The 20,745-nt window shown below is 73.3% G+C and carries 22 protein-coding genes and 1 pseudogene; 9 read left to right on the forward strand and 14 right to left on the reverse strand.

Translation table 11 applies throughout. The features are described from left to right. Positions 1-5: 5 nt before the first annotated feature. The gene (locus NYO98_RS11200) at positions 6-3,434 is read right to left on the reverse strand and encodes a BTAD domain-containing putative transcriptional regulator (protein ID WP_268111761.1); all 3,429 of its coding nucleotides are present in this window, start codon (positions 3,432-3,434) and stop codon (positions 6-8) included. A 97-nt stretch (positions 3,435-3,531) separates the two neighbouring features. Between NYO98_RS11200 and NYO98_RS11205 the strand changes: the two genes are divergently transcribed. Both NYO98_RS11205 and NYO98_RS11210 read left to right on the forward strand, forming a co-directional pair. Next, entirely contained in the window at positions 3,532-4,263 is a 732-nt protein-coding gene (locus NYO98_RS11205) for a hemerythrin domain-containing protein (RefSeq protein WP_268111762.1), read from the forward strand. A gap of 11 nt (positions 4,264-4,274) precedes the next feature. Then, entirely contained in the window at positions 4,275-4,973 is a 699-nt protein-coding gene (locus tag NYO98_RS11210) for a hypothetical protein (RefSeq protein ID WP_268111763.1), read from the forward strand. Between the two features lie 35 nt (positions 4,974-5,008). Here the strand turns inward: NYO98_RS11210 and NYO98_RS11215 are convergent, their stop codons facing one another. The 7 genes from NYO98_RS11215 to NYO98_RS11245 form a co-directional block, all read right to left on the reverse strand. Then, a complete protein-coding gene (locus NYO98_RS11215) occupies positions 5,009-5,581 on the reverse strand; it encodes a cupin domain-containing protein (RefSeq protein WP_268111765.1) in 573 nt (190 codons plus the stop codon). A gap of 82 nt (positions 5,582-5,663) precedes the next feature. Further along, complete coding sequence (locus tag NYO98_RS11220; protein ID WP_268111766.1) at positions 5,664-6,602, reverse strand: acyl-ACP desaturase; 939 nt, start codon at positions 6,600-6,602, stop codon at positions 5,664-5,666. Positions 6,603-6,695: 93 nt separating this feature from the next. After that, positions 6,696-7,283: a hypothetical protein gene (locus NYO98_RS11225; protein WP_268111767.1), complete on the reverse strand. Its 588-nt coding sequence runs from the start codon at positions 7,281-7,283 to the stop codon at positions 6,696-6,698. Then, positions 7,283-8,182 (reverse strand): hypothetical protein, encoded by a 900-nt coding sequence (locus NYO98_RS11230; RefSeq protein WP_268111768.1) that lies wholly within the window; start codon positions 8,180-8,182, stop codon positions 7,283-7,285. The genes NYO98_RS11225 and NYO98_RS11230 overlap by 1 nt, the downstream gene beginning before the upstream one ends. Before the next feature lie 72 nt (positions 8,183-8,254). Next, a complete protein-coding gene (locus tag NYO98_RS11235) occupies positions 8,255-9,124 on the reverse strand; it encodes an ATP-binding cassette domain-containing protein (protein WP_268111770.1) in 870 nt (289 codons plus the stop codon). Then, positions 9,121-9,948 carry a zf-HC2 domain-containing protein gene (locus tag NYO98_RS11240; protein ID WP_268111772.1) on the reverse strand — a complete coding sequence of 276 codons (828 nt, stop codon included), beginning with the start codon at positions 9,946-9,948 and terminating at the stop codon, positions 9,121-9,123. Before NYO98_RS11240 ends, NYO98_RS11235 begins: the two co-directional genes overlap by 4 nt. Then, on the reverse strand, positions 9,945-10,517 hold the full coding sequence (locus NYO98_RS11245) for an RNA polymerase sigma factor (protein ID WP_268111773.1): 573 nt from the start codon (positions 10,515-10,517) through the stop codon (positions 9,945-9,947). Before NYO98_RS11245 ends, NYO98_RS11240 begins: the two co-directional genes overlap by 4 nt. 98 nt (positions 10,518-10,615) lie before the next feature. Here NYO98_RS11245 and NYO98_RS11250 point away from each other — a divergent pair, with 98 nt between their 5' ends. The 5 genes and pseudogenes from NYO98_RS11250 to NYO98_RS11265 all read left to right on the forward strand — a co-directional run bounded on the left by NYO98_RS11250 (position 10,616) and on the right by NYO98_RS11265 (position 13,191). After that, positions 10,616-11,206, forward strand: a complete 591-nt coding sequence (locus NYO98_RS11250; protein WP_268111774.1) for a TetR/AcrR family transcriptional regulator — start codon at positions 10,616-10,618, stop codon at positions 11,204-11,206. Beyond that, positions 11,203-11,577, forward strand: a pseudogene (locus NYO98_RS21905) (VC0807 family protein); the annotation flags it as partial. The gene NYO98_RS11250 and the pseudogene NYO98_RS21905, both read left to right, overlap by 4 nt. Before the next feature lie 20 nt (positions 11,578-11,597). After that, positions 11,598-11,819 (forward strand): DUF3159 domain-containing protein, encoded by a 222-nt coding sequence (locus NYO98_RS11255; RefSeq protein WP_268111775.1) that lies wholly within the window; start codon positions 11,598-11,600, stop codon positions 11,817-11,819. A 142-nt stretch (positions 11,820-11,961) separates the two neighbouring features. After that, complete coding sequence (locus tag NYO98_RS11260; protein ID WP_268111776.1) at positions 11,962-12,939, forward strand: SPFH domain-containing protein; 978 nt, start codon at positions 11,962-11,964, stop codon at positions 12,937-12,939. A 66-nt stretch (positions 12,940-13,005) separates the two neighbouring features. Further along, entirely contained in the window at positions 13,006-13,191 is a 186-nt protein-coding gene (locus tag NYO98_RS11265) for a hypothetical protein (RefSeq protein WP_268111777.1), read from the forward strand. A gap of 54 nt (positions 13,192-13,245) precedes the next feature. Here the strand turns inward: NYO98_RS11265 and NYO98_RS11270 are convergent, their stop codons facing one another. The 4 genes from NYO98_RS11270 to NYO98_RS11285 all read right to left on the reverse strand — a co-directional run bounded on the left by NYO98_RS11270 (position 13,246) and on the right by NYO98_RS11285 (position 17,448). After that, positions 13,246-13,839: a hypothetical protein gene (locus NYO98_RS11270; protein ID WP_268111778.1), complete on the reverse strand. Its 594-nt coding sequence runs from the start codon at positions 13,837-13,839 to the stop codon at positions 13,246-13,248. Positions 13,840-13,961: 122 nt separating this feature from the next. Continuing rightward, positions 13,962-15,569 (reverse strand): helix-turn-helix transcriptional regulator, encoded by a 1,608-nt coding sequence (locus NYO98_RS11275; RefSeq protein WP_268111780.1) that lies wholly within the window; start codon positions 15,567-15,569, stop codon positions 13,962-13,964. Between the two features lie 19 nt (positions 15,570-15,588). After that, positions 15,589-16,713 carry a flavin-containing monooxygenase gene (locus tag NYO98_RS11280; RefSeq protein WP_268111782.1) on the reverse strand — a complete coding sequence of 375 codons (1,125 nt, stop codon included), beginning with the start codon at positions 16,711-16,713 and terminating at the stop codon, positions 15,589-15,591. A gap of 93 nt (positions 16,714-16,806) precedes the next feature. Beyond that, complete coding sequence (locus NYO98_RS11285) at positions 16,807-17,448, reverse strand: nucleoside/nucleotide kinase family protein (protein ID WP_268111783.1); 642 nt, start codon at positions 17,446-17,448, stop codon at positions 16,807-16,809. Positions 17,449-17,679: 231 nt separating this feature from the next. On the opposite strand from NYO98_RS11285, the gene NYO98_RS11290 reads away from it, so the two are divergent. After that, entirely contained in the window at positions 17,680-18,948 is a 1,269-nt protein-coding gene (locus NYO98_RS11290; protein ID WP_268111784.1) for an HNH endonuclease signature motif containing protein, read from the forward strand. Between the two features lie 9 nt (positions 18,949-18,957). Here the strand turns inward: NYO98_RS11290 and NYO98_RS11295 are convergent, their stop codons facing one another. Together NYO98_RS11295 and NYO98_RS11300 are read right to left on the reverse strand one after the other, a co-directional pair. Beyond that, a complete protein-coding gene (locus NYO98_RS11295) occupies positions 18,958-19,542 on the reverse strand; it encodes a hypothetical protein (RefSeq protein WP_268111785.1) in 585 nt (194 codons plus the stop codon). Positions 19,543-19,573: 31 nt separating this feature from the next. Beyond that, complete coding sequence (locus NYO98_RS11300) at positions 19,574-19,981, reverse strand: hypothetical protein (RefSeq protein ID WP_268111787.1); 408 nt, start codon at positions 19,979-19,981, stop codon at positions 19,574-19,576. A 119-nt stretch (positions 19,982-20,100) separates the two neighbouring features. Here NYO98_RS11300 and NYO98_RS11305 point away from each other — a divergent pair, with 119 nt between their 5' ends. Further along, positions 20,101-20,742, forward strand: coding sequence for a hypothetical protein (locus NYO98_RS11305; protein WP_268111788.1), 642 nt, complete (start codon positions 20,101-20,103; stop codon positions 20,740-20,742). The last annotated feature ends 3 nt before the right edge of the window (positions 20,743-20,745 follow it).

Consider the following 20,745-nt stretch of genomic DNA (forward strand, 5'->3'; position numbering starts at 1 on the left):
ACCGCTCAGAAGCCGAGCTGCTCGCGGCGCGCGACCAGCCAGTCGGCGTACGCCGTGAAGCCCCACTCCTCGCCCTGGTGCAGGGCGCGGGCTGCCGCCTCGGCCGCCTCCTGCCGCCGTCCGGTGGCGGCCAGGGCCAGCGCGAGGTAGCCGTCGATCGGGCCCATCACGGTCGAGATGCCGCTGATCGCGATCCGACCGCGCAGCGGTGCGAGGCGCGCGGCCATCTGCTCGGACAGGGGTACGTCGCCCGCTACGGCCGCCGCCTCGGCGACGGCGCACCACGTGGTCGCGCTGCTCCAGTTGTCCACCCGGTGGATGATCGGCGTGACCAGCTGCGCGCGCAGCCGGCCGAGGTCGCCGACGCGGGCGATGGCGAGGAGCAGGACGTCGGCGGCCATGTCGTTGTCGGCGACCTCCATCGCCGTTGCGATCGGTTCGATGAGCTCACCGATGCGCTCGTCCCACAGGTGCGACATCAGGTGGATGCCCATGAGGTGCAGTGCCTCGTTGCCCGCGTTCAGCCGCGGTCGCAGGGCGTGGAGCTCGCCCGCCAGCCGACCCACGGTCGCCTCGTCGCGCCGCAGCGAGGCGAGGCTGAGGTCGATCCACCCCAGCGCCACCTGCGCGTAGGAGTTGCGGCGGCGGGACGCGAGCCGGGCGGTCGCCGCCGCGGCGTCGACGTACGCTGGCCGGTCGCCCAGCTCCAGCAGGTTGCCGGTCAGCAGGACCGACGCGACGACCTCGGCGTCCGGGTCCGCCGCCTCCCGAGTGGCGCGCAGCGCCTCCCGCGCCAGCTCGAGCCGGGCGTCGGCGTGGGCCGGGGTCCAGAGGGCCTTCCAGGCGGTCTCCGCCGCCCAGGCCAGCAGCGCGGGGTCGCCGACCCGGCGGGCCATGGCGACGCCCTCCTCGGCGAGCGCGCGCACCTCGGCGCGGGCAGAGGGCTCGTAGTAGAGGAGCACTGCGAGCGCCAGCATCACCCGGCACCGCTCCACCGAGTCACCGTGTGGCAGCTCGGCCATCGCCCAGCGCAGGTCCTCGACGGCGTCCTCGGGCACGTCGTTCCACTGCTGCGGCATCCAGACCGACCCGTCGGACGCGGCCGCTGCTGCCGCGGCGAGCCGGGGCAGGTCGCCCTCGCGACGGGCCAGGGCGATCGCCTCCTCCGCGCACGGCAGGACCTGGTCCCACTCCGCGTTGGGACGGCAGTCGTGCGCCCGGGTCAGCAGGAGGTCGATCCGCTCCTCGGTCGTGCCGAGGGGGTCGCGACGGTGCGCGTCGATCGCCGCGGCGACGAGCTGCTCGGCCTCGACCCACGAGAAGGTACGACGGGCCTGCGCCGCCGCGTCGGCCGCTGCCCGCCAGGCCCGGCCGACGTGGGTGGGTCCGGCAGCGAGCCAGTGCCGGGCGAGCTCGGCGACGCGCTCCTCGCGGCCGACCGTCCCGCCGGCCGCGGCGTCGTCGGCGAGGGTGTGGGCCACCTGGGCGTGCAGCCGCGCGAGCCGCGACGGGCTCGCGGTCGTCACGACGGCGTCGCGGGTGAGGGCGTGCGTGAAGGCCACGACGCCGGCCTCGGGGTCCTCCACCAGCCCCGCCTCGCGTGCCGGGGTCAGCGCGTCGTCGACGTCCTCCGCCGGCTCACCCGCCACCGCCGCCACGAGGTCGAGCGAGGAGCGCCGGCCCAGGACGGCGGCGAGGAGGAGCAGCTCGCGGGTCCGCTCGGGCAGGTCCTGCAGCCGCCGCACGATGACGTCGCGGACGGTCGCTGGCAGCGTGGTGCTGTCGCGGGCGTCGAGCCGGGCGAGCTCGACGAGGAAGTAGGGGTTGCCGCCCGAGCGCCGGTGCCAGTCGTCCAGCACCTCGGCGGGTACGACGGTGCCCGTCACGGCGTCCACCAGGCTCCGGGCCTCCTGCGGGGTCAGGCCGGAGAGGTCGAGACGGGTCACGTGGTGGCGCGCCAGCTCCTCGCCGACCTCGGCCAGGTCGCCGGTCGGCTCGGGCAGCCGGCGTCGTGTCACGACCACCGCGAGCCGGTGCCCGGGTGCGGCGCTCGTGACGAGGTGGCGCAGCACCTTGAGGCTGGCCGTGTCGGCCCAGTGCAGGTCGTCGAGCACCAGCAGGACCGGACCGGACGACGACCGGGAGGTGACCTCGTGCGCCAGCCGCTCCCGGGCGAGGAACGCCTCGCGCTCGGCGTTGCCGTCGGTGCCGGACGGTGCGCCGGCCAGCAGCTCCGCGACGCGGCTGTCGAGGTCGCCGTCGGAGAGCTCGCGCAGGGCCTGGCCCCAGGGCCACAGGCTGGGGGCGCCGTCGTCCTGCGAGCACCTGCCGGTCGCCACCCGGAACCCGCGCTCGCGTGCCGCGGCCATCACCTGGGAGACCAGCCGCGACTTGCCGATGCCGGGCTCGCCGACGAGGAGGGCGGTCGCCGGCGTGCCGGCCTCGGCGCGGGCCAGCACGTCGAGCAGCGCGGCCTCCTCGGCCTCGCGGCCGACCGTCGGCCACCCGACGGTCGTCCCGGTCGTCGATGCCCCCGGTGCCGGTGACGGTGCCGGGGTGTCGGCCGCCGGCGCGGGCGCGGGAGCGGACCCGTTCGCGCTGGCGCGCAGCCAGCGGTGCAGGGCGGGGTCCTGGACGAGCACGGCCTGCTCGAGCTCGCGCAGCTCGTGCCCCGGGTCGAGGCCGAGCTCGTCGGCGAGGACGGACCGGATCTGCCGCAGCGCGGCGAGGGCCTCGGCCTGCCGGCCGGAACGGGTCAGGGCGAGCGCGTGCATCGCCCAGACGCGCTCGCGGAGCGGGTACCTCGCCGTCGCCTCCTCAGTCGCGGCCACGACCACGGCATGGTCGCCGAGGGCGAGCAGGCCCAGGACCCGCGCCTCCTCGGCGTCGAGCCGGAGCTGGTCGAGGGACGTGCGCTCGAGGACGACCTCGGGCTCGTCGGGGAGGTCGGCGTACGCGTCACCGGTCCACAGGGCGAGCAGCTCCTCGATCCGGTCCACGCTCCGCGAGACCTCCTCCCGGCTCGGCCAGTCGGCCCTCGGCCCGGTGGAGAGCTGGCCGGCGAGGGGCGCGAGCGACCGGTGCAGGCTGCGGACCTCGTCGGCGAAGCGGTGGGCGTCGACGTGCTCGCGGTCGAGCGCCAGCCGGTAGCCGTGGTCGCTGGTCAGCAGCACCCGGGGCTTCTCCCGCGGGCCGAGGCCGGGCTCGAGGACGCGACGGACGCCGGAGAGGTAGGAGTGCAGGGTGCCGTGCGCGCCGCGGGGCGCGTCCTCGCCCCAGACGAGACGGACCAGCGCGTCGGGCGGGACGTCGCTGCCGAGCCGGAGGGCCAGTGCGGCGAGGACGGAGCGCGGCTTGCGGGCGCCGACGTCCACGGTGGCGGCCGGTTCGTCGCCGAGCGCCACCTGGCTCGTACCGAGCACGCGGACCCACACGCGCAGCAACGTAGCGGGAAACGGGCCCAAGTCGCTCTGGAGTGTGGCTCAAGAGTCGGGGGAGATCGTGCTCGCACCACCACCCGAGGAGAGCCCGATGAAGCACAGCGACACCAGCCCGACGTCGTACCGCCCGCAGCTGACCCTGCCCGGCCAGGCGCACACCGCCGAGGGGCCGCACGACCAGACGGGGATGTACGTGATGCACCACGCCCTGCGGCGCGACTTCGACAGGTTCGCGGCCGCGGTGGCGAGCACGCCGGTCGCGGAGCACGAGGTGTGGGCCGCGCTGGAGCGGCGCTGGGTGGCGATGGCCGAGGTGCTGCACCACCACCACTCCGCCGAGGACGACGAGCTGTGGCCGCGGCTGCAGCAGCACGCGGAGGCCGCCGGTGCCGAGGCGGACCTCCGGGTGCTCGCCGAGATGGAGGACGAGCACACCGACATCGACCCGGCGCTCGAGAACGTGCGCGACGCCTTCGCCGCGATGGGCGCGCACCCGTGCACCGACCACCGCAACGCGCTGGAGATCCGGCTCGGAGCCGCCCACGAGCTGCTGCTGTCGCACCTGGCCCACGAGGAGCGGCACGCGCTGCCGATGCTGCAGCGCACCCTCACCGAGGAGGAGAACGCGGCGTTCGAGAAGGCGGTCGAGAAGCGCTACCCGCTGCGATCGGTCCCGTTCATCCTCCCGTGGGCGATGGACGGGGTGCCGGCCGACGCCCGCGAGCGCCTGCTCGAGTCGACCCCGCCCGGCTACGGCCTGCTCCTGCGGATCTTCCGACGCCGCTACGAGCGCGGGGAGCGCCTCGCCTTCCGGTTCGCCTGAGAGGACCTGACATGACCACCACCCCCGTCCTCGGGGCCGCGCCCGCCACCGCCGATCGCACGCTGGCACGGCTGAGCGCCGGCTTCGGCATCGCGTTCGCGTTGGGCCAGCTCCTGGTGATGACCGGGATGTCCGTCCTCGTCCTCCCACACGTCGGCGCGCCCGGTGACCCGGCAGCCCAGCGTGGGCAGGACATCCTCGACGTCGAGACCGCCTACCGGGTGAGCAACTACGCCTTCATGGTCGCCGGCACGCTCCTGCTCGGGTTCCTCGGCGTGGTCCACGTCCGCCTGCGTCGCGCCGACGCCAGCGGCGTCCTCTCGACCGTCGCCGTCGCGGCCGGGAGCCTGCTGGCGCTGGTCTGGCCGTTCGCCGGGGTGCTGCACGACGTCGCGACGGGCGCCGCCGCGGAGGGCACGGACGTACGCCTCCTCGCGGGGTGGGACGCGGTGGCGCCGTACTCGTTGGCGTTCTCCGTCTTCCCGCGCCTGTTCTTCGTCGGCGCTCTCGTCGTCGGCCTCCGGCTGGCCGGGACGTCGCCGTGGCTGCAGCGGATCGGGCTGGTGCTGCTGCCGGTGAGCCTGCTCGGCAGCGCGACCCTGCTCACCGACGCCCTGTTCCCGCTGCTCGCCCTCAGCACCCTCGCGTACGAGCTGTGGGTCGGCGCACTCGCGTGGCAGTGGCTGCGCGCGGAGCGACTGCCTGGCTGACCGCCGCCGTCAGTTGGCGGTCGTCGTGGCGAGGATCAGCTGCGTCGCGGCAACGGCTCGGAGGTGTAGCGCGGGTACCACCCGCGGTAGCCGAGTGTCCGGCCGACCAGCGCGAGGGGCGTGAAGACGACTCGCTGGACCACGGCGGGCGGGCGAGCCAGCCGGATCTCGTCGTCGTACTCCTGCAGGATCACTGCCGTGCTCAGGGGATTGGGCAGCCCCTTGTCGTTGGTCCTGCCGTCCTTGGCCAGCCCGAAGAAGGTCTCGAAGAACATCTCGGTGCGTAGCGCCGGCGTGATCTCGACGCGCACGCAGGCTTCCTCGTCGCCGACGTTGGCCCACGTGTGGGCGCACCCGGGAGGGACGGACGCGGTCTCGCCGGCGCCCAGGATCCGCTCGGTGCCGTCGACCTCGAGGCGCACCGTGCCGTGCACGATCCGGAACCGTTCCTCCTGGTGCGGGTGCCCGTGGGCGGCGGCGGGGTGCCCGCCCGGCCTGGCGAACATGTCGGCCTCGAGCATCCGGCCGCCGGTGTCGCCCGCGACCTTGAGCCAGACGATCGTCTCGCCCGTCCGCGGGTGCTCCAGCAGGTCACCTGCCCTGGCCACGGCACACCTCCCGACACCCGACTGTAGGACGGCCGTCGGACGTCCGTCATCACCAAGGCGAGGGGGTCCAGCCCACCTCCCCTCAGGCGCTCGTCCGGCGTGCGGCCTTCTTCGCCGCCGCCTCGTCGCGCCGCTCGACAAAGCGCGTCGCCTCGCCGTCGAGCGCGGCGACGGCTGCGGCCAGCTCGTCGCGGGCCGCCTCGCCGTCGGCGTCCAGCCCAGTCAGCTCCCACACGCCCCACTGCCGCAGCAGCGGGCTGACGATGTCGTCGTGGTGGATGCGGAGGTCGTAGATGCCGGCCTTGGCCATCTGCACCGCCTTGCGCGAGAAGCCCGGGATGACGCTGCCGGGCATCTCGAACCCGACGACCTCCTCGGTGATCGCGCGCATGGTCTGGCTGGGCGCGATCTCGAGGGCCGCGGCGACGAGGTTGCGGTAGAAGATCATGTGCAGGTTCTCGTCCTTGGCGACGCGGGCGAGCAGCTTGTCGGCGATCGGCTCCTCGGTGTAACGCCCGGTGTTGCGGTGCGAGACGCGGGTGGCGAGCTCCTGGAACGAGACGTACGCGCACACGTTGAGCAGCGACTTGTCCATCGCCTCGTAGCCCGTCTCCATCGTCTCCATCCGGGCGCGCTCCAGCTCGACGGGGTCGACACCGCGGGTGACGAGGAGGTAGTCGCGGATGCAGAACGCGTGCCGCCCCTCCTCGGCCGTCCACCGGTTCACCCAGGTGCCCCACGCGCTGTCGCGGCCGAAGGCGCGGTCGATCTCGCGGTGGTAGCTCGGGAGGTTGTCCTCGGTCAGGAGGTTGACCTCCAGCGCGGTGCGCGCCACGGGGGAGAGCTGCGACTGGGCGAGCTCCCACGGCTCGCCGCCGAGGTCGGCGAAGTCCCGGCCGAGGCTCCACGGGACGTACTCGTGGGGCATCCACTCGTCGGCGATGGACAGGTGCCGGTTGAGGTTCTCCTCGACCACCGGCTCGAGCTCGGTCAGCAGGGCGGTGCTCTCGAGTGCGGCCATGCCATCTCCTCGTCCGGCGGGCGCGAGGACGGGTGGCCTCGCCCTCCTTGCCTACACCCGCGGGCGGCCCGGTGGATAGGGCTCGTCGACCGCTCAGGCCGGCCCGGGCCGTGTGGCGGCCACCCACATGACCGCGCCGCCGGCGCCGACGGAGGCCCAGAACGCCCACGCCCCGGGCGCCAGGTCCGCGAGCGGGTAGACCGAACCCCAGCCCAGGAACCCTGTGACGATCACCGGCGCCAGGACGGCGAACGAGACGACGGAGGCCAGGAGCGAGCCGGGCGTGCCCACCTCGCGCCGGGAGGCCAGGGCGGCCACGCCGGAGACGAGGGCAGTGGTCGCCGCTCCCACGGACCACCACGCCCATCGGTCGAGCGGCAGGTCGCCCGGGCCGGCCAGCACGACCGCGCCCCACACCGCGAGCGGCAGGAGGGCCACGGCCAGCCGCGACACCTGCCGCCATCCGCCGCCGCGCGGGGTGACGGCGACGACCGTGACCGCGTGCTCGTCGAAGGCGAACGCAACCCCAGCGGCACAGCAGGCGAGCAGCGCCGGCAGCAGGACGACGGCTGCCTCGGGCCACTGGTCGAGGGCGACAGCGAGCGCGAGCGCAGCGCCGCAGCAGCCCAGGAGGGCAGTCCATGCGACGCCGCGACGGAGGTAGCACCAGCGCGGGGCCATCACTCCACCCGGAACGGGACCGGCTCCGAGATGCGGTTGTCGTCGGGACCGGTGGTCATGGAGAGGACGAGGCACGCCAGGCCGACCACGACAGTGCCGATGATCGCCCCTCGCAGACGGGGAGTCCGCGCGGTGCGGTCGTGCCACACCGCGACGAGGAGCGCAGCGACGCACAGGGAGAGGAGGTACCCGAGGTGGGCCAGGGGGTTGCCGGCCATCAGCTCCTGCGTGCCGTCCTCGAGCGTGCCGGAGTGCCACATCGGCCACGGCACCCAGAGCCGCAGCTCCGAGCTGTCGCCGTACGCGATCGGGACCGACCCGGCGAAGCTGACCAGCACGGCCGCGACCGCCACGACCGCGGGAGCCCCGGGGAAGCGCAGCCAGCGGCCGGTCAGCACGCCGAGCAGCGCGCCGCCCAGGCAGGCGACGGGGCCGCTCGAGACGAGGATGCTCCACACCTGCCAGTCGGGAAGCGTGCCGAACCACCACTCCTGCTCGGCGACGCCGAGGGACGCGGCGAGCGCGACCTCGACCGCCACGAAGACCAACCCGACGCCGAACGGTACGAGGCACGCGAACGCGAGCGCCGACGTGCGCTGGGCCTCGGTGCCCGGCGCGGTGCCGACGGCCTCGGCGGCCGCCTCGGTCGACCGGGTCTGACGCGCCATGGCGACCAGGCTCGTCAGGCCGACGAAGAACGCGGGGATCAGCGGGATGGGGAGCAGGTCGGTGTACTGAGGGTCGTCGTTCGTCAGCACCATCAGCGCGAGGACGCCGAAGGCGAGTGCCACGCCGACGACGAAGATCGGGTTGCGGAGGAGTCGACGGGTCTCGATGCCGGCCATCCCGGAGAGGGCGGCGGATCCGGAACCCGGAACGGGCAGGGCAGTGCTGGTCATGGTGGCTCCTCGAGATGGCAGCAGTGGTACGAGCGGTGGGCGCCCGAGGCGCAGGTGGAGGTCGGAGTGAGGTCAGGCGGGGGCGCGGACGTCGTGCGCGTCGACGCCGAGCATGAGCAGGTAGGCGTCCTCGAGCGTCGGCTCGGCCGCGACGGCGCCCGGCGGTGGCGTTCCGCCCACGACGTGGTGGCGTCCCGTCCCGGTGCGCCAGCTGACGAGCGCGTCGGGTCCGGGGTCGTCGCAGAGCCACACGCGGCCGGCGGCGGTGGCGACGAGGTCGGTGACGGTGCCGTCGAAGCGGACGGTGCCGCCAGCGAGGACGACCACCCGCTCGCAGAGGGCGGCGACGTCCTCGGTCTGGTGGGTGGAGAGCAGGACGGCGCAGTGTCCGCCGAGGGCGGAGAGCGTGCGCCGCAGGTCGGCGCGTTGGGTCGGGTCGAGGCCGGTGGTCGGCTCGTCGAGCACGAGGATCCGCGGGTCGCCGAGGAGGGCCTGCGCGAGTGCCACCCGGCGCCGTTGCCCACCCGAGAGCCTGGACACCCGCTTGGTGGCCATGGTGCCGAGACCGACCAGCTCGAGCACGCGTCGTACCTCCCGGAGCCGGCGGCGGCGGTCGTTCCACTCCTTGAGGACGGCGACGTACTCCACGAACCCGAACGCGGTCATGTCGCCGGGGTATCCCAGCTCCTGCGGGAGGTAGCCCAGCTCGCGACGGATCGCCGTGAGCTCGGCGTGGGAGCCGTGCGGGTCGCGCCCGAGCAGTCGTACGTCGCCGCTGTCGGCGCCGATCGACGTCGCCACGATCCGCAGCAGGGTGGTCTTGCCCGCGCCGTTCGGGCCGAGGAGCCCCGTGACCCCTCGGTCGAACGTCAGGTCGACGGCGTCGAGCGCGCGCGTGCGGCCGTAGGTCTTGGTGACGGCGGTGAGCTCGACGGCGTTCACAGCACTGCTCCGATCCGGCGGTCCCGCCTGGCGCGGACGGCCAGCACGACGACGGACCCGGCGGCCACGGCCAGGTAGCCGAGCTGCTGGGTGGCCCCGACCGGCCACGTGGCGGGCAGGCCGCGCAGCGAGAAGAGCACGACGGCGCTCCATCCCAGGGCGACCACGGCGATCCCGATCCGTGGCCCGACGAAGCTGGACAGGGCGAGCAACGTCGGCACGAGCGCGAGGGCGGGCCCGAGCCAGGCGGCCGCGATCCAGGCCGGTCCGGGCAGGAAGAGCCCGAGGAGGATCGTGAGGGGCAGCACCGAGGCCAGCACCGCCAGGGTGCGCACGAGGATCAACCGGGTGCGGCCGTAGGGTGCCGTCACGACGAGCGTCTCGAGCGGGTCCTGCTGGTGGCCGTAGGCCGCGGCGACGCCGACCACGGGCACGAGGGGTGCCACGAGCAGGAACGGCGCGAGGAGCTCGCCTCCTGCCAGCACGACCGCCAGCGTCGCGAAGGTCAGCGCCAGGAACGATCCCACCACCCATGCCGTTCGCAGCGAGGTGGCTGCGGCCAGCAGCACCGCGGTCGACTCCGGGAGGCCGCAGCGGCGCGCGAGCCGCACGGGTAGGGGGAGGGCTGGGGACTGGACGGTGTCACGGACGGCGTCCCAGCCCTGAGCCAGCAGCTGCGGGTCGACCAGCGTCGTCGTGGCAGCGCGACAGTCGGCGCACCGGGCGACGTGCTGCTCGACCGAGGCTCCCACGATCGCGTCGAGCCGACCGGCGACGTAGGCGGCGAGCAGGTCGTCGTGGACGTGCCAGGTGGTGGTGGTCATCGCCATCCCTCCTGCGGCAGGGCGAGAGATCCGCGCAGCTGGGCCTTGGCCCGGTGCAGGCGGGTCTTCACGGTGTTCTCGCGGACGCCGAGCAACCTGCCGGCCTCCTTGGTGGTCAGTCCGTCCAGCACGCACGCCTGGACCACGGAGCGGAACTCGGGGGAGAGCCGCGCGAGGGCGCCGGCCAGGTCGCCGTACTCCACCCCGAGCAGCACCTCGTCCTCGGCTGCGGGCACGTGCCCGCGGCCGACGGTGTCCCACTCGGGGAGGAGCACGACGTCCTTGCGCGACCGGAGTCGCGACACCATCCGTCGGAACGCGATACCCCAGAGCCAGCCCGCGACCTCCCCTGTGCCGCGGTACTTGCGCGCGTCCTTCCACACCGTGACGAAGGTGTCCTGCACGACGTCGAGCACGACGTCGGAGTCGTTGCAGCGTCGCATCAGCCGGGCGACGAGCCAGGCCGCGTGACGCCCGTAGAGCTCCTCGAGCGCTGCACCGTCACCCCCGGCCACCAGCGCGACAAGCACGGTGTCGTCCTGGTCCGCGAGTGCCGAGCTGCTCCCCATGACAAGACTGTCGCACCGGACGGCCGGGATCGTTCCCCGCGCGACCCGGCAATTTCGGGGCGTTGCAGGAGGGGGTTGTCGGCGCTAGCGTCTTACTCATGCAAGTAACCGAGCGGTCGGACGCGGCGACGGCCCGGCGCGCCCAGGTCGTCGAGGCAACGATCGGGGTGATCGCGGAGGAGGGCTTCGCGCGAGCGTCGTTCGCGCGGATCGCCGAGCGAGCCGGGCTGTCGAGCACCCGGCTGATCAGCTACCACTTCGCCGGCAAGGCCGAGCTGGTCTCCGCCCTGGTCGAGCACGTCGTCGGCGACATCGGCCGCCACGTGGGTGGCCTGGTGATGGCGGCGGAGTCGCCGGGTGCGCGCCTCTCGGCGTACATCGAGGGCGTGGTGGGGTACGCCGACTCGCACCGCGCGCAGATGTCCGCGCTGATGCAGGTGGCGATGGCGGGCGCCGGTGGCGAGGCGACCTCCGGGCCCAGCGACCTCGGCCACCTCGAGCGCATCCTCGCCGACGGCCAGTCCCAGGGGGAGATGCGCGACTTCGACACCCACGTCATGGCGACGACGATCCAGCGAGCCGTGGAGACCGTGGTCTTCCGGCTCCAGGCGGACCCTGCGCTGGACTGCGCGGCGTACGCCCGCGAGCTGGTCGAGCTGTTCGACCGCGGGACCAGGGCCGACCGATGACGCTGGTCCGGCCTGCCGTCGGCATCCTCGGCTCGACCGCGCTCTACTACCTGATGCGCCACCTCGGAGTCAGCGTCTACGCCGCGCTCGTCGTGGGCGCCGTGCTGTCGCTGCTGCCGGCGTGCGTGTCGCTGCTCCGGGGCCACCGGCCCAGCGGTCTCGAGGCGTTCTTCACCGTGCTGCTCTTCGCGAGCTTCGCGGTCTCGCTGCTTCCCGGCGACGAGCGGTTCCTGCTCGCCAAGGACGCGCTGGTCACGAGCGGTGTCGGCCTGTGGTTCCTCGCCAGCCTCTGGTGGGCCGATCGCCCGCTGGCCTACCAGTTCGCCAGGCCGATGGCCGAGGGTCGGTTCGGTTGGCCGCGTGACTGGGAGGCGCTCTGGGCGCGCGAGCCGTGTTCCGGCAGATGTGGCGCACGTCGAGCACGCTGTGGGCGGTCGGCACGCTGCTCGACGCGTGCGCGCGGGTGGCGATGGCGTACACCCTCCCGGCCGACGTGGTGCCCGGGCTCAACCTCGGGATGTACGTCGCCACGGTGGTCGTGCTCAACGTCGTGACGACCGTCGTCTACGTACGGGCCGGGGTGCTGGGTCGGCGGCGCGCACCAGTCGCCTGATGCGACCCTGCGCGCAGGCGCAGGGGGGGCGACGCAGCGGGCCGGTGAGCATGTCGGGCGCTCGAAGGAGGCCCCTCCCGGGGGCGACCGACCAAGAATGTGATATCTATTTGTCATCACATTCTTGAGAGAGGTTGGGCACATGGACGGGGAGCGGGCAGTGCAGCAGGGGGAGACCGGCGAGTCGGAGGGTGGCGAGCCGGCGGGGCGCCCGGTGGGTCACGAGGGCACGCGCGTCGACGTCACCGAGCGGCAGGCGTGGTCGGTCGACGGCTTCGCTGGGCTCGCGGTGTCGCTGCTGCTCCTCGGCCTGGGCGGCTGGATGACGGTGACCGGCATCATCGACGCGGACGCGGGTCGTGGCGGCATCGGCCTCATCGTCGGCGGAGTCGCGATCGTCGTCCTGGGGCTGCTGCTCTCCGCGTCGCTGACGATCGTGGCGCCGGGGCAGACGCGGGTCGTGCAGTTCTTCGGCCGCTACGTCGGCACCGTCCGCAAGCCGGGGCTGCGGATGATCGTGCCGCTGACCACCCGGCGCAACGTCTCGGTCCGCGTGCACAACTTCGAGACCAACGAGCTCAAGGTCAACGACGCCGATGGCAACCCGGTCAACATCGCCGCCATCGTCGTCTGGCAGGTAGCCGACACGGCCCGGGCGACCTTCGCGGTCGAGGACTACGAGGACTTCGTAGCCGTGCAGGCCGAGTCGGCCCTGCGGCACGTGGCGATGAGCCACCCGTACGACAACGCGGCCACGGAGGTCACCCTGCGCGGTGACACCGAGGTGATCTCGGCCGAGCTCGCATCGGAGGTCGCGGAGCGGATCGCGCTGGCCGGGCTGGAGGTGATCGAGGTGCGGATCTCTGCCCTGGCGTACGCCCCCGAGATCGCCCAGGCGATGCTGCAGCGCCAGCAGGCCTCGGCCGTCATCGCCGCGCGCGAGAAGATCGTCGACGGTGCGGTCGGCATGGTCGAGAGCGCGCTCGCGCAGCTCGAGCAGAAGGACATCGTCGAGCTCGACGCCGAGCGCAAGGCGGCCATGGTCTCCAACCTGCTCACGGTGCTCTGCTCCGAACGCGGCACGACCCCCGTCGTCAACACCGGCTCGCTCTACACCTGATCGGGCCGTCCGGTGACCGAGGAGGCGGGGGAGTCGGCTCCCAGGCGAGGCGCAGGGCGCAAGTCCGTGCTGCTGCGCCTCGACCCTGCCGTCCACTCCGCCCTGCAGCGCTGGGCTGCCGACGACCTGCGGAGCGTCAACGCCCAGATCGAGCTGCTCCTGCGCGACGCGCTCCGGGAGGCCGGACGCGCGCCGCGCGACGCCGGTCCGGTTCCCAGACGGGGACGCCCCCCGAAGGACAGCGGGGACTGACGGGGACGCGTCCCCCCGGGGCTCCCGAGCGCCCCGGTGCACCCACGGGACGTCTCAGCGCGACGCGAACCAGGGACGGTGCAGGTCGTAGAACTGCGCGTCCGCCATGGCGTACTCGAGGTCGGACCGCACCTCGGGCGGCGGCTCGAGCTGCTCGCCCTGCCGGGCCGCGTCCTCGCTGGTGAACGCGACGGTCTCGGTGAAGGTGCCGTCCGGCTCGATCGCGAGCGTGCCGCCGAGGATCTCGGGACGCATCTCGTGGAGCGAGTCGGTGTCGGCGGTCATCATCGACTTCAGCCGGTCGACGTCGTCGACCCTGCCCCTGATGACCTGGACGAAGCCGGCGTCGTCGGACCCGCCGTCCATCATGAGGGTGACGTCGTCGCAGTCGTGGAACTCGACCGGGCCGTGGAAGAGCTCCATCATGCGGGCGGCCCAGGCGTCCTGCTCGGGCCGGCCGGAGTTGGACATCGCGGCTTCCCGCGACTCGAATCGGACGACGCCCACGAACATGTCGTCGTCGGTGAACCCGTAGGTCCCTCCGAGCCAGCCCTGTGCTCCGGAGCTGAGCTCGTTGCGCCACTTGTCCAGGTGCTCGTGGAGCTCCTGCTGGCGCGTGCACCTGCCTTGGATGATCTGGATGAACACGCTGCCCCTCCTCGGTGTGGTCACCCACCTCTCGGGATCGGGGGTGGGAGGGCAGTCCTCGAATCTACGCCGGTCGGCGGGGTCGGCGGCAGGCGTGGCGGATCGGTCTGGACCGCCTGTCGTCACACCAGCCCGTGCTCGAAGGCGTACGCCGCCGCGGCCGTGCGCGAGCCGACGTCGAGCTTGCCGAAGATGTTGGAGAGGTGCCGGGCGACCGTCTTCTCGCTCAGCACCAGCTCGGCCGCGATCTGCGGGTTGCTGCGACCCGAGGCGACGAGGCGGAGCACCTCGACCTCGCGGGCGGTCAGGCCCCCGGGAAGCGAGGCGGGTGCCAGGAGCGAGGAGGCGAGGTCGGCCATCGGTGCCGCCCCGACCTGCCGGAAGACTGTGCGCGCGGCCGCGAGCTCGTGCTCGGCCGACGGGTCGGCGAGGGCGAGCAGGCACCGGCCGGTGGAGAGTCGCGCGACGGCGGCGTCGTACGTCGCGGAGGTCTTGGTCCACAGCTGGTGGGCCCTGCGGAAGTAGGGCAGCGCGCCCGCCGCGTCCCCGGCAGCGAGCTCGACCGCGCCGAGGGCCTGGGCCCCGGAGGCCACGAGTGCCGCGGCGCCCGAGGAGGCCGCCAGCGAGGACAGCTCCTCGGCGAGCGCCTGCGCGGGCTCGACCTGCCCCGTGGCCAGCAGCACCTCGATCGCGCCGGGCAGCAGCCGGCACCGCTGCACCGGTCCGGCGGGCGCGGCCAGGAGACGGTCGACAGCGGCCTTCGCCGCCTCGCTCCGGCCGCTCGCCAGCCACAGCAGGGCGAGGCCCGGCTGCGGGTCGACCCCGAGGTCGGCCGCGTGCTGGTAGGCCTCGTCCGCCCCCGACAGGTCGCCTCGCAGGCGGAGCACGTCACCCGTCTCCATGGCGGTCAGCCCGATCGCGTCGGGCGTGCCGATCCGGACGTAGCGCTCGGCGGCGCGGGCGTACTCCCGCAGGGCCTCGTCCCAGGTGCCGTGCAGCCGCATCAGCTGACCGCGGTGCACGGCGCACTGCCCGGTGAACGCGAGCAGGCCGGGCTGGGCGTCGCACCAGCGCTCGAGCGCGGCCGTCCACTCGGCCACCCGGGCGAAGTCGCTGATCTCCTGGGCGCCCTCGATCGCGGTGCAGTAGACGTTGCCGGCGATGAACGGGGTCGCCTCCCCGGCGATCACCCGCACCATCGCCTCGTCGAGGTGGGCGAGACCCTCCGCGAACCGACCGTGGTAGAGCGCGACGCGGCCCCGGGCGCAGGTGCTCGTGGCGATGAGGTCGGCGTCGTGGAAGCGGCGGCCCGCAGCGTAGGCCTCGTCGGCGCAGGTCTGGGCAGCAGCGAAGTCGCCCGCGCCGATCGCCCGGAACATCAGCAGGAAGGCGACCCAGCCGCGCTCGGCGCAGTCCTCGTCGATCTCCGCGACCAGGTCGGCGGCCCGGGCCGTCCAGCCCGCCGCGAGGGCCGGCTCCCCGTGGCTCGACGCGGTCATGGCGAGACGGAACGCGCACCGCACCGCCTGGCGCAGGTCGCCGGCCTCCTGGTTGCGGAGGAACGCGCGCTGGAGCGCGCGGACCAGGTCGTCGTGGTGGCCCACGAGGCCGGCGGCCGTGCCGAAGCGGTCGAGCTCGTCGGCGTCGAGGCCGTCGAGCCCCTCGCGGGACCACGCGTCGTACGCGGCCTGCCAGTCGCCGCGCGCGAAGTCCTCCGAGGCCCGGCTCACGGTTCGAGGGTACGTCCGCTCACGCGGCCGCGGGCAGGCTCGTCGTGGCCGTCCCCAGCCTGCGGGAGCGGGCCGTGATCCGGTCGGCGACGTACGCCGCGTCGCGACCGACGCCGGGCAGGACCATCGAGCTGAACGCGTACTGGAAGCACAGGCCGCAGAAGAACAGCCCCGGCGCCTCCGCGACGACCCCGCGCATCTCCTTCGGCCACCCGTCCGCGCCGAGGACCGGCAGGTGGATCCAGTCGAAGGTCTGCCGGAAGCCGGTGGCCCACACGACGGTCGAGACGTCGCGCGGCGTCCCGTCGACCACAGGGCGTCCGTCGCGGACCTCCTCCACGCGGCTGGTGACGCGCTCGACGCCACGATCGACCAGGTCGCGCCGCTTCACGCGCAGCATCGGCCCGCCGTGGTTGCGCAGCTCGCCGACCAGCTTGCGGCCGACAGGGGTGCGACGGGTCAGCACGTGCTGCCAGGCGAAGAGCATCACCGGGAAGACCACCCGGAACGCGGGCGACTCGAGCCGCGGTGGGATCTCGCCGCAGTCGCGGCCGGCGAGGACGGTCGGGTGCGTCTGGGCCAGCTCGTAGGCGATGTCGGTGCCGGAGTGGCTCGCGCCGACGACCAGCACCGGCCCGTCGTTCACCTGGCTGGGCCGGCGGTACTCGCTGGAGTGCAGCTGGAGGATCGCGGGGTCGAGCTCCGCCGCCAGGTCGGGGACCGCGCCGGTGCGGCCGAAGGTCCCCGTGCTCACGACGACGTTGCGGCAGGTGTAGCGACCGCGGTCGGTGGAGACGAGGTAGCCGTCGCCGTCGGGGTCGAGGGCGCGGACGCGCGTGCCCAGCCGCACCGGCAGGTCGAAGGTGCGGGCGTACGTCTCGAGGTAGTCGCCCACGGCGTCCTTGCCCGGGAAGGTCCAGCGCCGAGCGGGGAAGGGCAGGCCCGGGAGGCCGTCGACCTGGGCGGGGGAGTAGAGCCTCAGGCTGTCCCACTGCCGGCGCCAGTTGTCGCCGACGCGGCCCGCGGCGTCGAGGATGACGAAGGGGATGCCGCGGCGCTGGAGGTGGTAGCCGGTCGCGAGGCCGGCCTGGCCCGCGCCGATGATCACGGTGTCGATGTCTGTGGTGGTGTCGTCGATGTCCATGCCTCGACGCTATTTCGCGCGGGCCTCGCCTCGCGTCGGGCGCGATGCCCATCCCAGAGGGCCGCCCGATGGGTGGATCCACCCATCGGGCGGTCAGAGGGAGTCGAGCGTGACGACCAGGTCCGCTGCGTCGCGCGTGCCGCGGACGAGCGCTGCATTGGGCTCGTCGACCTGGTCGACCCAGTCGCGGGCAGCGGCGGGGGACTTGCCGAACTGCTCGTGCCGGCGCACCAGTCGTTCACGGCGTACGTCGTCGTCGACCTCGACGTGCCAGACCTCGGTCAGCAGCGGGCGTACGCGCTCCCATCCTCCGTCGGGCAGGAGGAGGTAGTTGCCTTCCGTGACCACGAGCCGCGCCGACGGCGGGATCGCGATGGCGGCGGCGACGGGCTGTTCGAGGTCGCGCTCGAACCCGGGGGCGAAGAGCGTGCGGTCGGGTTCGTCGTGCAGGCGCCGCAACGCGGCGACGTAACCGTCGACGTCGAAGGTGTCGGGCGCACCCTTGCGGTCGCGACGTCCGAGTCGGTCGAGCTGGACGTCCGCGAGGTGGAAGCCGTCCATCGGCAGGTGGCCGACAGCGTCTGTGTCCATTGCGGCGCACAGGTGCGTCAGCAGGGTGTCGGTGAGCGCCGACTTGCCGGCACCGGGTGCGCCGGTGACCCCGAGGGTGACGCGACCAGGCTTGTCGAGGAGTGACGTCGCGCGGTCGACGAGCGCGGACAGGGTGTTCGTCACGGGCGACGGCCGCTGGGATACGTGAGGGATGAGACGCTCATGACCTGAGCGTAGACGGCTGAACATGCATCGAACATGCTTGCGAATAATGGTGAACACCAGTAGGATGGCGATGAACCTCGGCTGAGAGGTGTGCTACGAGGGCTTCGGCCCAGTTGGCGTCCTGGTGACGACCCGTTGACCTGCCGCACGTGAGTGCGGCGTGTGACCCGTCGTCGAAGGAGGCCGCCCGTGACCCGTCACCCGATCGTTGCTGCGGCCTGCGACGTGCGTGCCTCGCTCAAGGTCGTGGCCGGCGCGAACCCGACGTTCATGTCGACGGGGGAGAAGGCTGCCGCGTTGCGCGAGCTGGTGGCGGCGGAGGCCCAGCTGGTGGAGCTGCGGTTGCGGATCCTGGCCGATGCCGGTGACCTCGCCGCTGACACGGCGGCGAAGGACGCCGCGGGCTGGCTGGCGCAGCACACCCGGATGTCGTACGCCGACGCCCGAGCCGACCTGCGACTCGCCTCGGCGCTGGACCGGGAGCGGCCGGTGCTGGCGGCGGCGATGCGCGAGGGTGCCGTGTCGCTGGCCCAGGCGCGGGTGATCGACCGCGCGCTCCGCCTGCTGCCCGCTGCGGTGGATGCGGGGACGGTGGCGCTGGCCGAGGCGCACCTCGTCGACCGCACCGGGGAGTTCGGTCCGAAGGAGCTCGGCCGGATCGGCCGACGGATCCTCGACGTCGTCGCCCCCGAGATCGCCGAGGCCGCCGAAGCCGCCCGCCTGGCCGATCTCGAAACCCAAGCCGAAGACCACACCCGTCTGACCATGCGGCGCCTGGGGGACGGCACCACCCGCATCTCCTCCCGGGTCCCGGACGCCGCCGCCACCCGACTCGCGACCTACCTCGAAGCGTTCACCAACCCGCGGGTCGCTGGTGACCGGAACACTCCGCCTGCCGGCGACCCGGTGGCGCGGCTCGCCTACCCGAAGCGGATGGGCCGCGCGTTCGTCCAGCTCCTGGAGTCCCTCGACCCCACCCGGCTCCCGGTCCACGGCGGCGACGCCACCACCGTCGTGGTCACCATCGACCTCGACGCGCTGAGGGCCGACCTCGCCACCGCCGACCTCATCGGCGCCGGCCTCGTCCCCGGCGACGACCTCACCGGCGACCGCATCACCGCCGCCCACGCCCGACGGTTGGCGTGCACCGCGAAGATCCTGCCCGTCGTCCTCGGCGGCGACAGCCTCCCCCTCGACCTCGGCCGCACCCGCCGCCTCTTCAACGCGAAGCAGCGCCTCGCGATGGCCGTCCGCGACAAGACCTGTCGCGGTGAGGGATGTGACGTCCCTGCCGCCTGGTGCGAGGCCCACCACCTCCACCCGTGGGAGCACGGCGGGCGGACCGACCTCGCCGACGGCGTCCTGCTCTGCAGTCATCACCACCATCGCGTGCACGACGCGAGATACCGCGTCGAGCGCTCCTCGGCAGGCGCCTTCACCTTCCACCTCCGCAGATAGGTCGGCGGATCAGTCCCCGTCGTCGGTCCACCTCGCTCGACGTGCGTCCAGCGTCTCGCGCGCCAGCACGTCGTAGTGGTCCGGAGGCAGGTCGAGCGCCCGCCGGACGCGCCAGCGGCCGACGAGCGCGTACTCCTCCTCGTAGGCGGGACGGTCCTGTTGTGGGTCGAGATCGCGGAGTCCGATCGTGAACCAGCGCATCGCCTCGCGCAGCCGGCCCGCCTCCTCGAGGGCGTCGGCGACCCTCTCGAGAGCCTCGTCCGGCAGGCGGGGACCGCGGCGACGGAGGTCGTGCAGGAGTGGCTCTGCCTGGTCAGCGCGGCCGCCCTCGATGAGGTACGCGACGCGCATCGCCCGCAGGACCTCAGCGTCGTCGTCCGACGTGGGGCCAGCCTGATCGAGGAAGGCGAGCGCCGCGTCGACCTCACCTCGCATGGCTCGGTGGTCGGCGATCACGTGGAGCACGTCGAGTCTTCCGGGGTCGCCGACGGCCATCCCCGCGAACAGCTCCACGGCCGGCACGACGGTGTCGACCTCGGGGTCGATCTCCCACGAGTCGATCAGGTCGTGCACTTCGTCCAGCGAAAGCGGCATGGCGCCATCGTCCCGCATGCTGCGCGAACGACTACCTGATCCCGACCACGTCGGCTGGGATCGGACGGATCGCACCGCGGGTGGCGAGGTGCACGACCTCGCACGGCACCGCGGCGCGACGTGCGGCGGCGTAGAGGCTCGTCGCCCAGGCGCGGTCGGTGTCGGTGACGGTGCCCTTGCCCGGGCGGGAGCGGAGGAATGCGACGCGGAGGCCGGGGGCGACCTCGCGCTCGAGCATGACCAGGAGCTTCGCGAGGCCGTCGAGCTCCTCGGTCCCGGGTGGGTGCGCGGTGTCAGCGATCTCGGTCAGTTGGGGCAGCGGGCGGTCGTCGACGATGAGCATCATCCAGACGCTGTGGCCGCCGTAGCTCCACGGGCCCATCAGCTCGCGCCAGGCGTCCTCCAGCTGCGACTGGGTGGTGAGGACTGGTTCGTACATGCCGTCGAGACTGCTCCCGGACGCTGCCCGTGGCGAACGAGTCTCCACAGGGTCGGGGTTGTCCACAGATCCGCTCGAGCGGCTTGTGGCGGCGATCCGCGCGGGCCTTGGGTGGAGGCATGTCTCGGAACCTCACTCCCGGCTTTCGCCGGCTGCCGCGCGTCGCCGACCGGATGACCGCGGCCCACTTCGACCTCGTGGCGCAGTCCCTCGCTGCCGAACGGAGCGGCGACGCTACCCGCGCGCTTGAGCTGCACTCTCGCGTGCCGGCCCTCAACCTCAGGAGTCGCCACCACGTACTGCTCACCCAGCTCGCCTCGCTCGGCAACCACTTCCCGAACTGGGTGTGGGCGCGCTGGATCGCGTACCAGGCCGTGCGCTGCGAAGACCGGGAGTCGGAGACGGGACAGGCCCAGCGGCTCGCACCGAAGTACGCCATCGACACCTTCCACGACGACCAGCTCGCCGACTGCCACGCCGACGGAGGCGACCCGGTCCGGGTGATGGCCCGGGTGGCGTCGGAGTCCTGGCTGTTCCACCAGGTCCTCGTCCACGAGCTGGGCGGGCTGGAGCGCTTCGTCACGAGCTCGCGACCGGGCGTCTCGCCGACCACGCGGAGCTTGCGCGATCCTGGGTGGGAGCACGCCTGGGCGGCTACCGGGTCGGGGCGAGCCTGCCCGGCGGGCGGCTGCGCGTCCACGACCCGGCTGCCGGCTCCTGGCTCGAGGTCCTCGATCTCGGCCCCGGTCGGACGCCGGTGACGA

The organism is Nocardioides pini, from assembly GCF_026712185.1.
Classification (GTDB): Bacteria; Actinomycetota; Actinomycetes; order Propionibacteriales; family Nocardioidaceae; genus Nocardioides; species Nocardioides pini.

Coding starts and splice junctions, on each gene's coding strand:
- NYO98_RS11205 (WP_268111762.1), top strand. CDS start 3,532: ATGAAGCACAGCGACACCAGCCCGACGTCGTACCGCCCGCAGCTGACC.
- NYO98_RS11210 (WP_268111763.1), top strand. CDS start 4,275: ATGACCACCACCCCCGTCCTCGGGGCCGCGCCCGCCACCGCCGATCGC.
- NYO98_RS11220 (WP_268111766.1), bottom strand. CDS start 6,602: ATGGCCGCACTCGAGAGCACCGCCCTGCTGACCGAGCTCGAGCCGGTG.
- NYO98_RS11225 (WP_268111767.1), bottom strand. CDS start 7,283: ATGGCCCCGCGCTGGTGCTACCTCCGTCGCGGCGTCGCATGGACTGCC.
- NYO98_RS11230 (WP_268111768.1), bottom strand. CDS start 8,182: ATGACCAGCACTGCCCTGCCCGTTCCGGGTTCCGGATCCGCCGCCCTC.
- NYO98_RS11240 (WP_268111772.1), bottom strand. CDS start 9,948: ATGACCACCACCACCTGGCACGTCCACGACGACCTGCTCGCCGCCTAC.
- NYO98_RS11245 (WP_268111773.1), bottom strand. CDS start 10,517: ATGGGGAGCAGCTCGGCACTCGCGGACCAGGACGACACCGTGCTTGTC.
- NYO98_RS11250 (WP_268111774.1), top strand. CDS start 10,616: ATGCAAGTAACCGAGCGGTCGGACGCGGCGACGGCCCGGCGCGCCCAG.
- NYO98_RS11260 (WP_268111776.1), top strand. CDS start 11,962: ATGGACGGGGAGCGGGCAGTGCAGCAGGGGGAGACCGGCGAGTCGGAG.
- NYO98_RS11280 (WP_268111782.1), bottom strand. CDS start 16,713: ATGGACATCGACGACACCACCACAGACATCGACACCGTGATCATCGGC.
- NYO98_RS11295 (WP_268111785.1), bottom strand. CDS start 19,542: ATGCCGCTTTCGCTGGACGAAGTGCACGACCTGATCGACTCGTGGGAG.
- NYO98_RS11300 (WP_268111787.1), bottom strand. CDS start 19,981: ATGTACGAACCAGTCCTCACCACCCAGTCGCAGCTGGAGGACGCCTGG.
- NYO98_RS11305 (WP_268111788.1), top strand. CDS start 20,101: ATGTCTCGGAACCTCACTCCCGGCTTTCGCCGGCTGCCGCGCGTCGCC.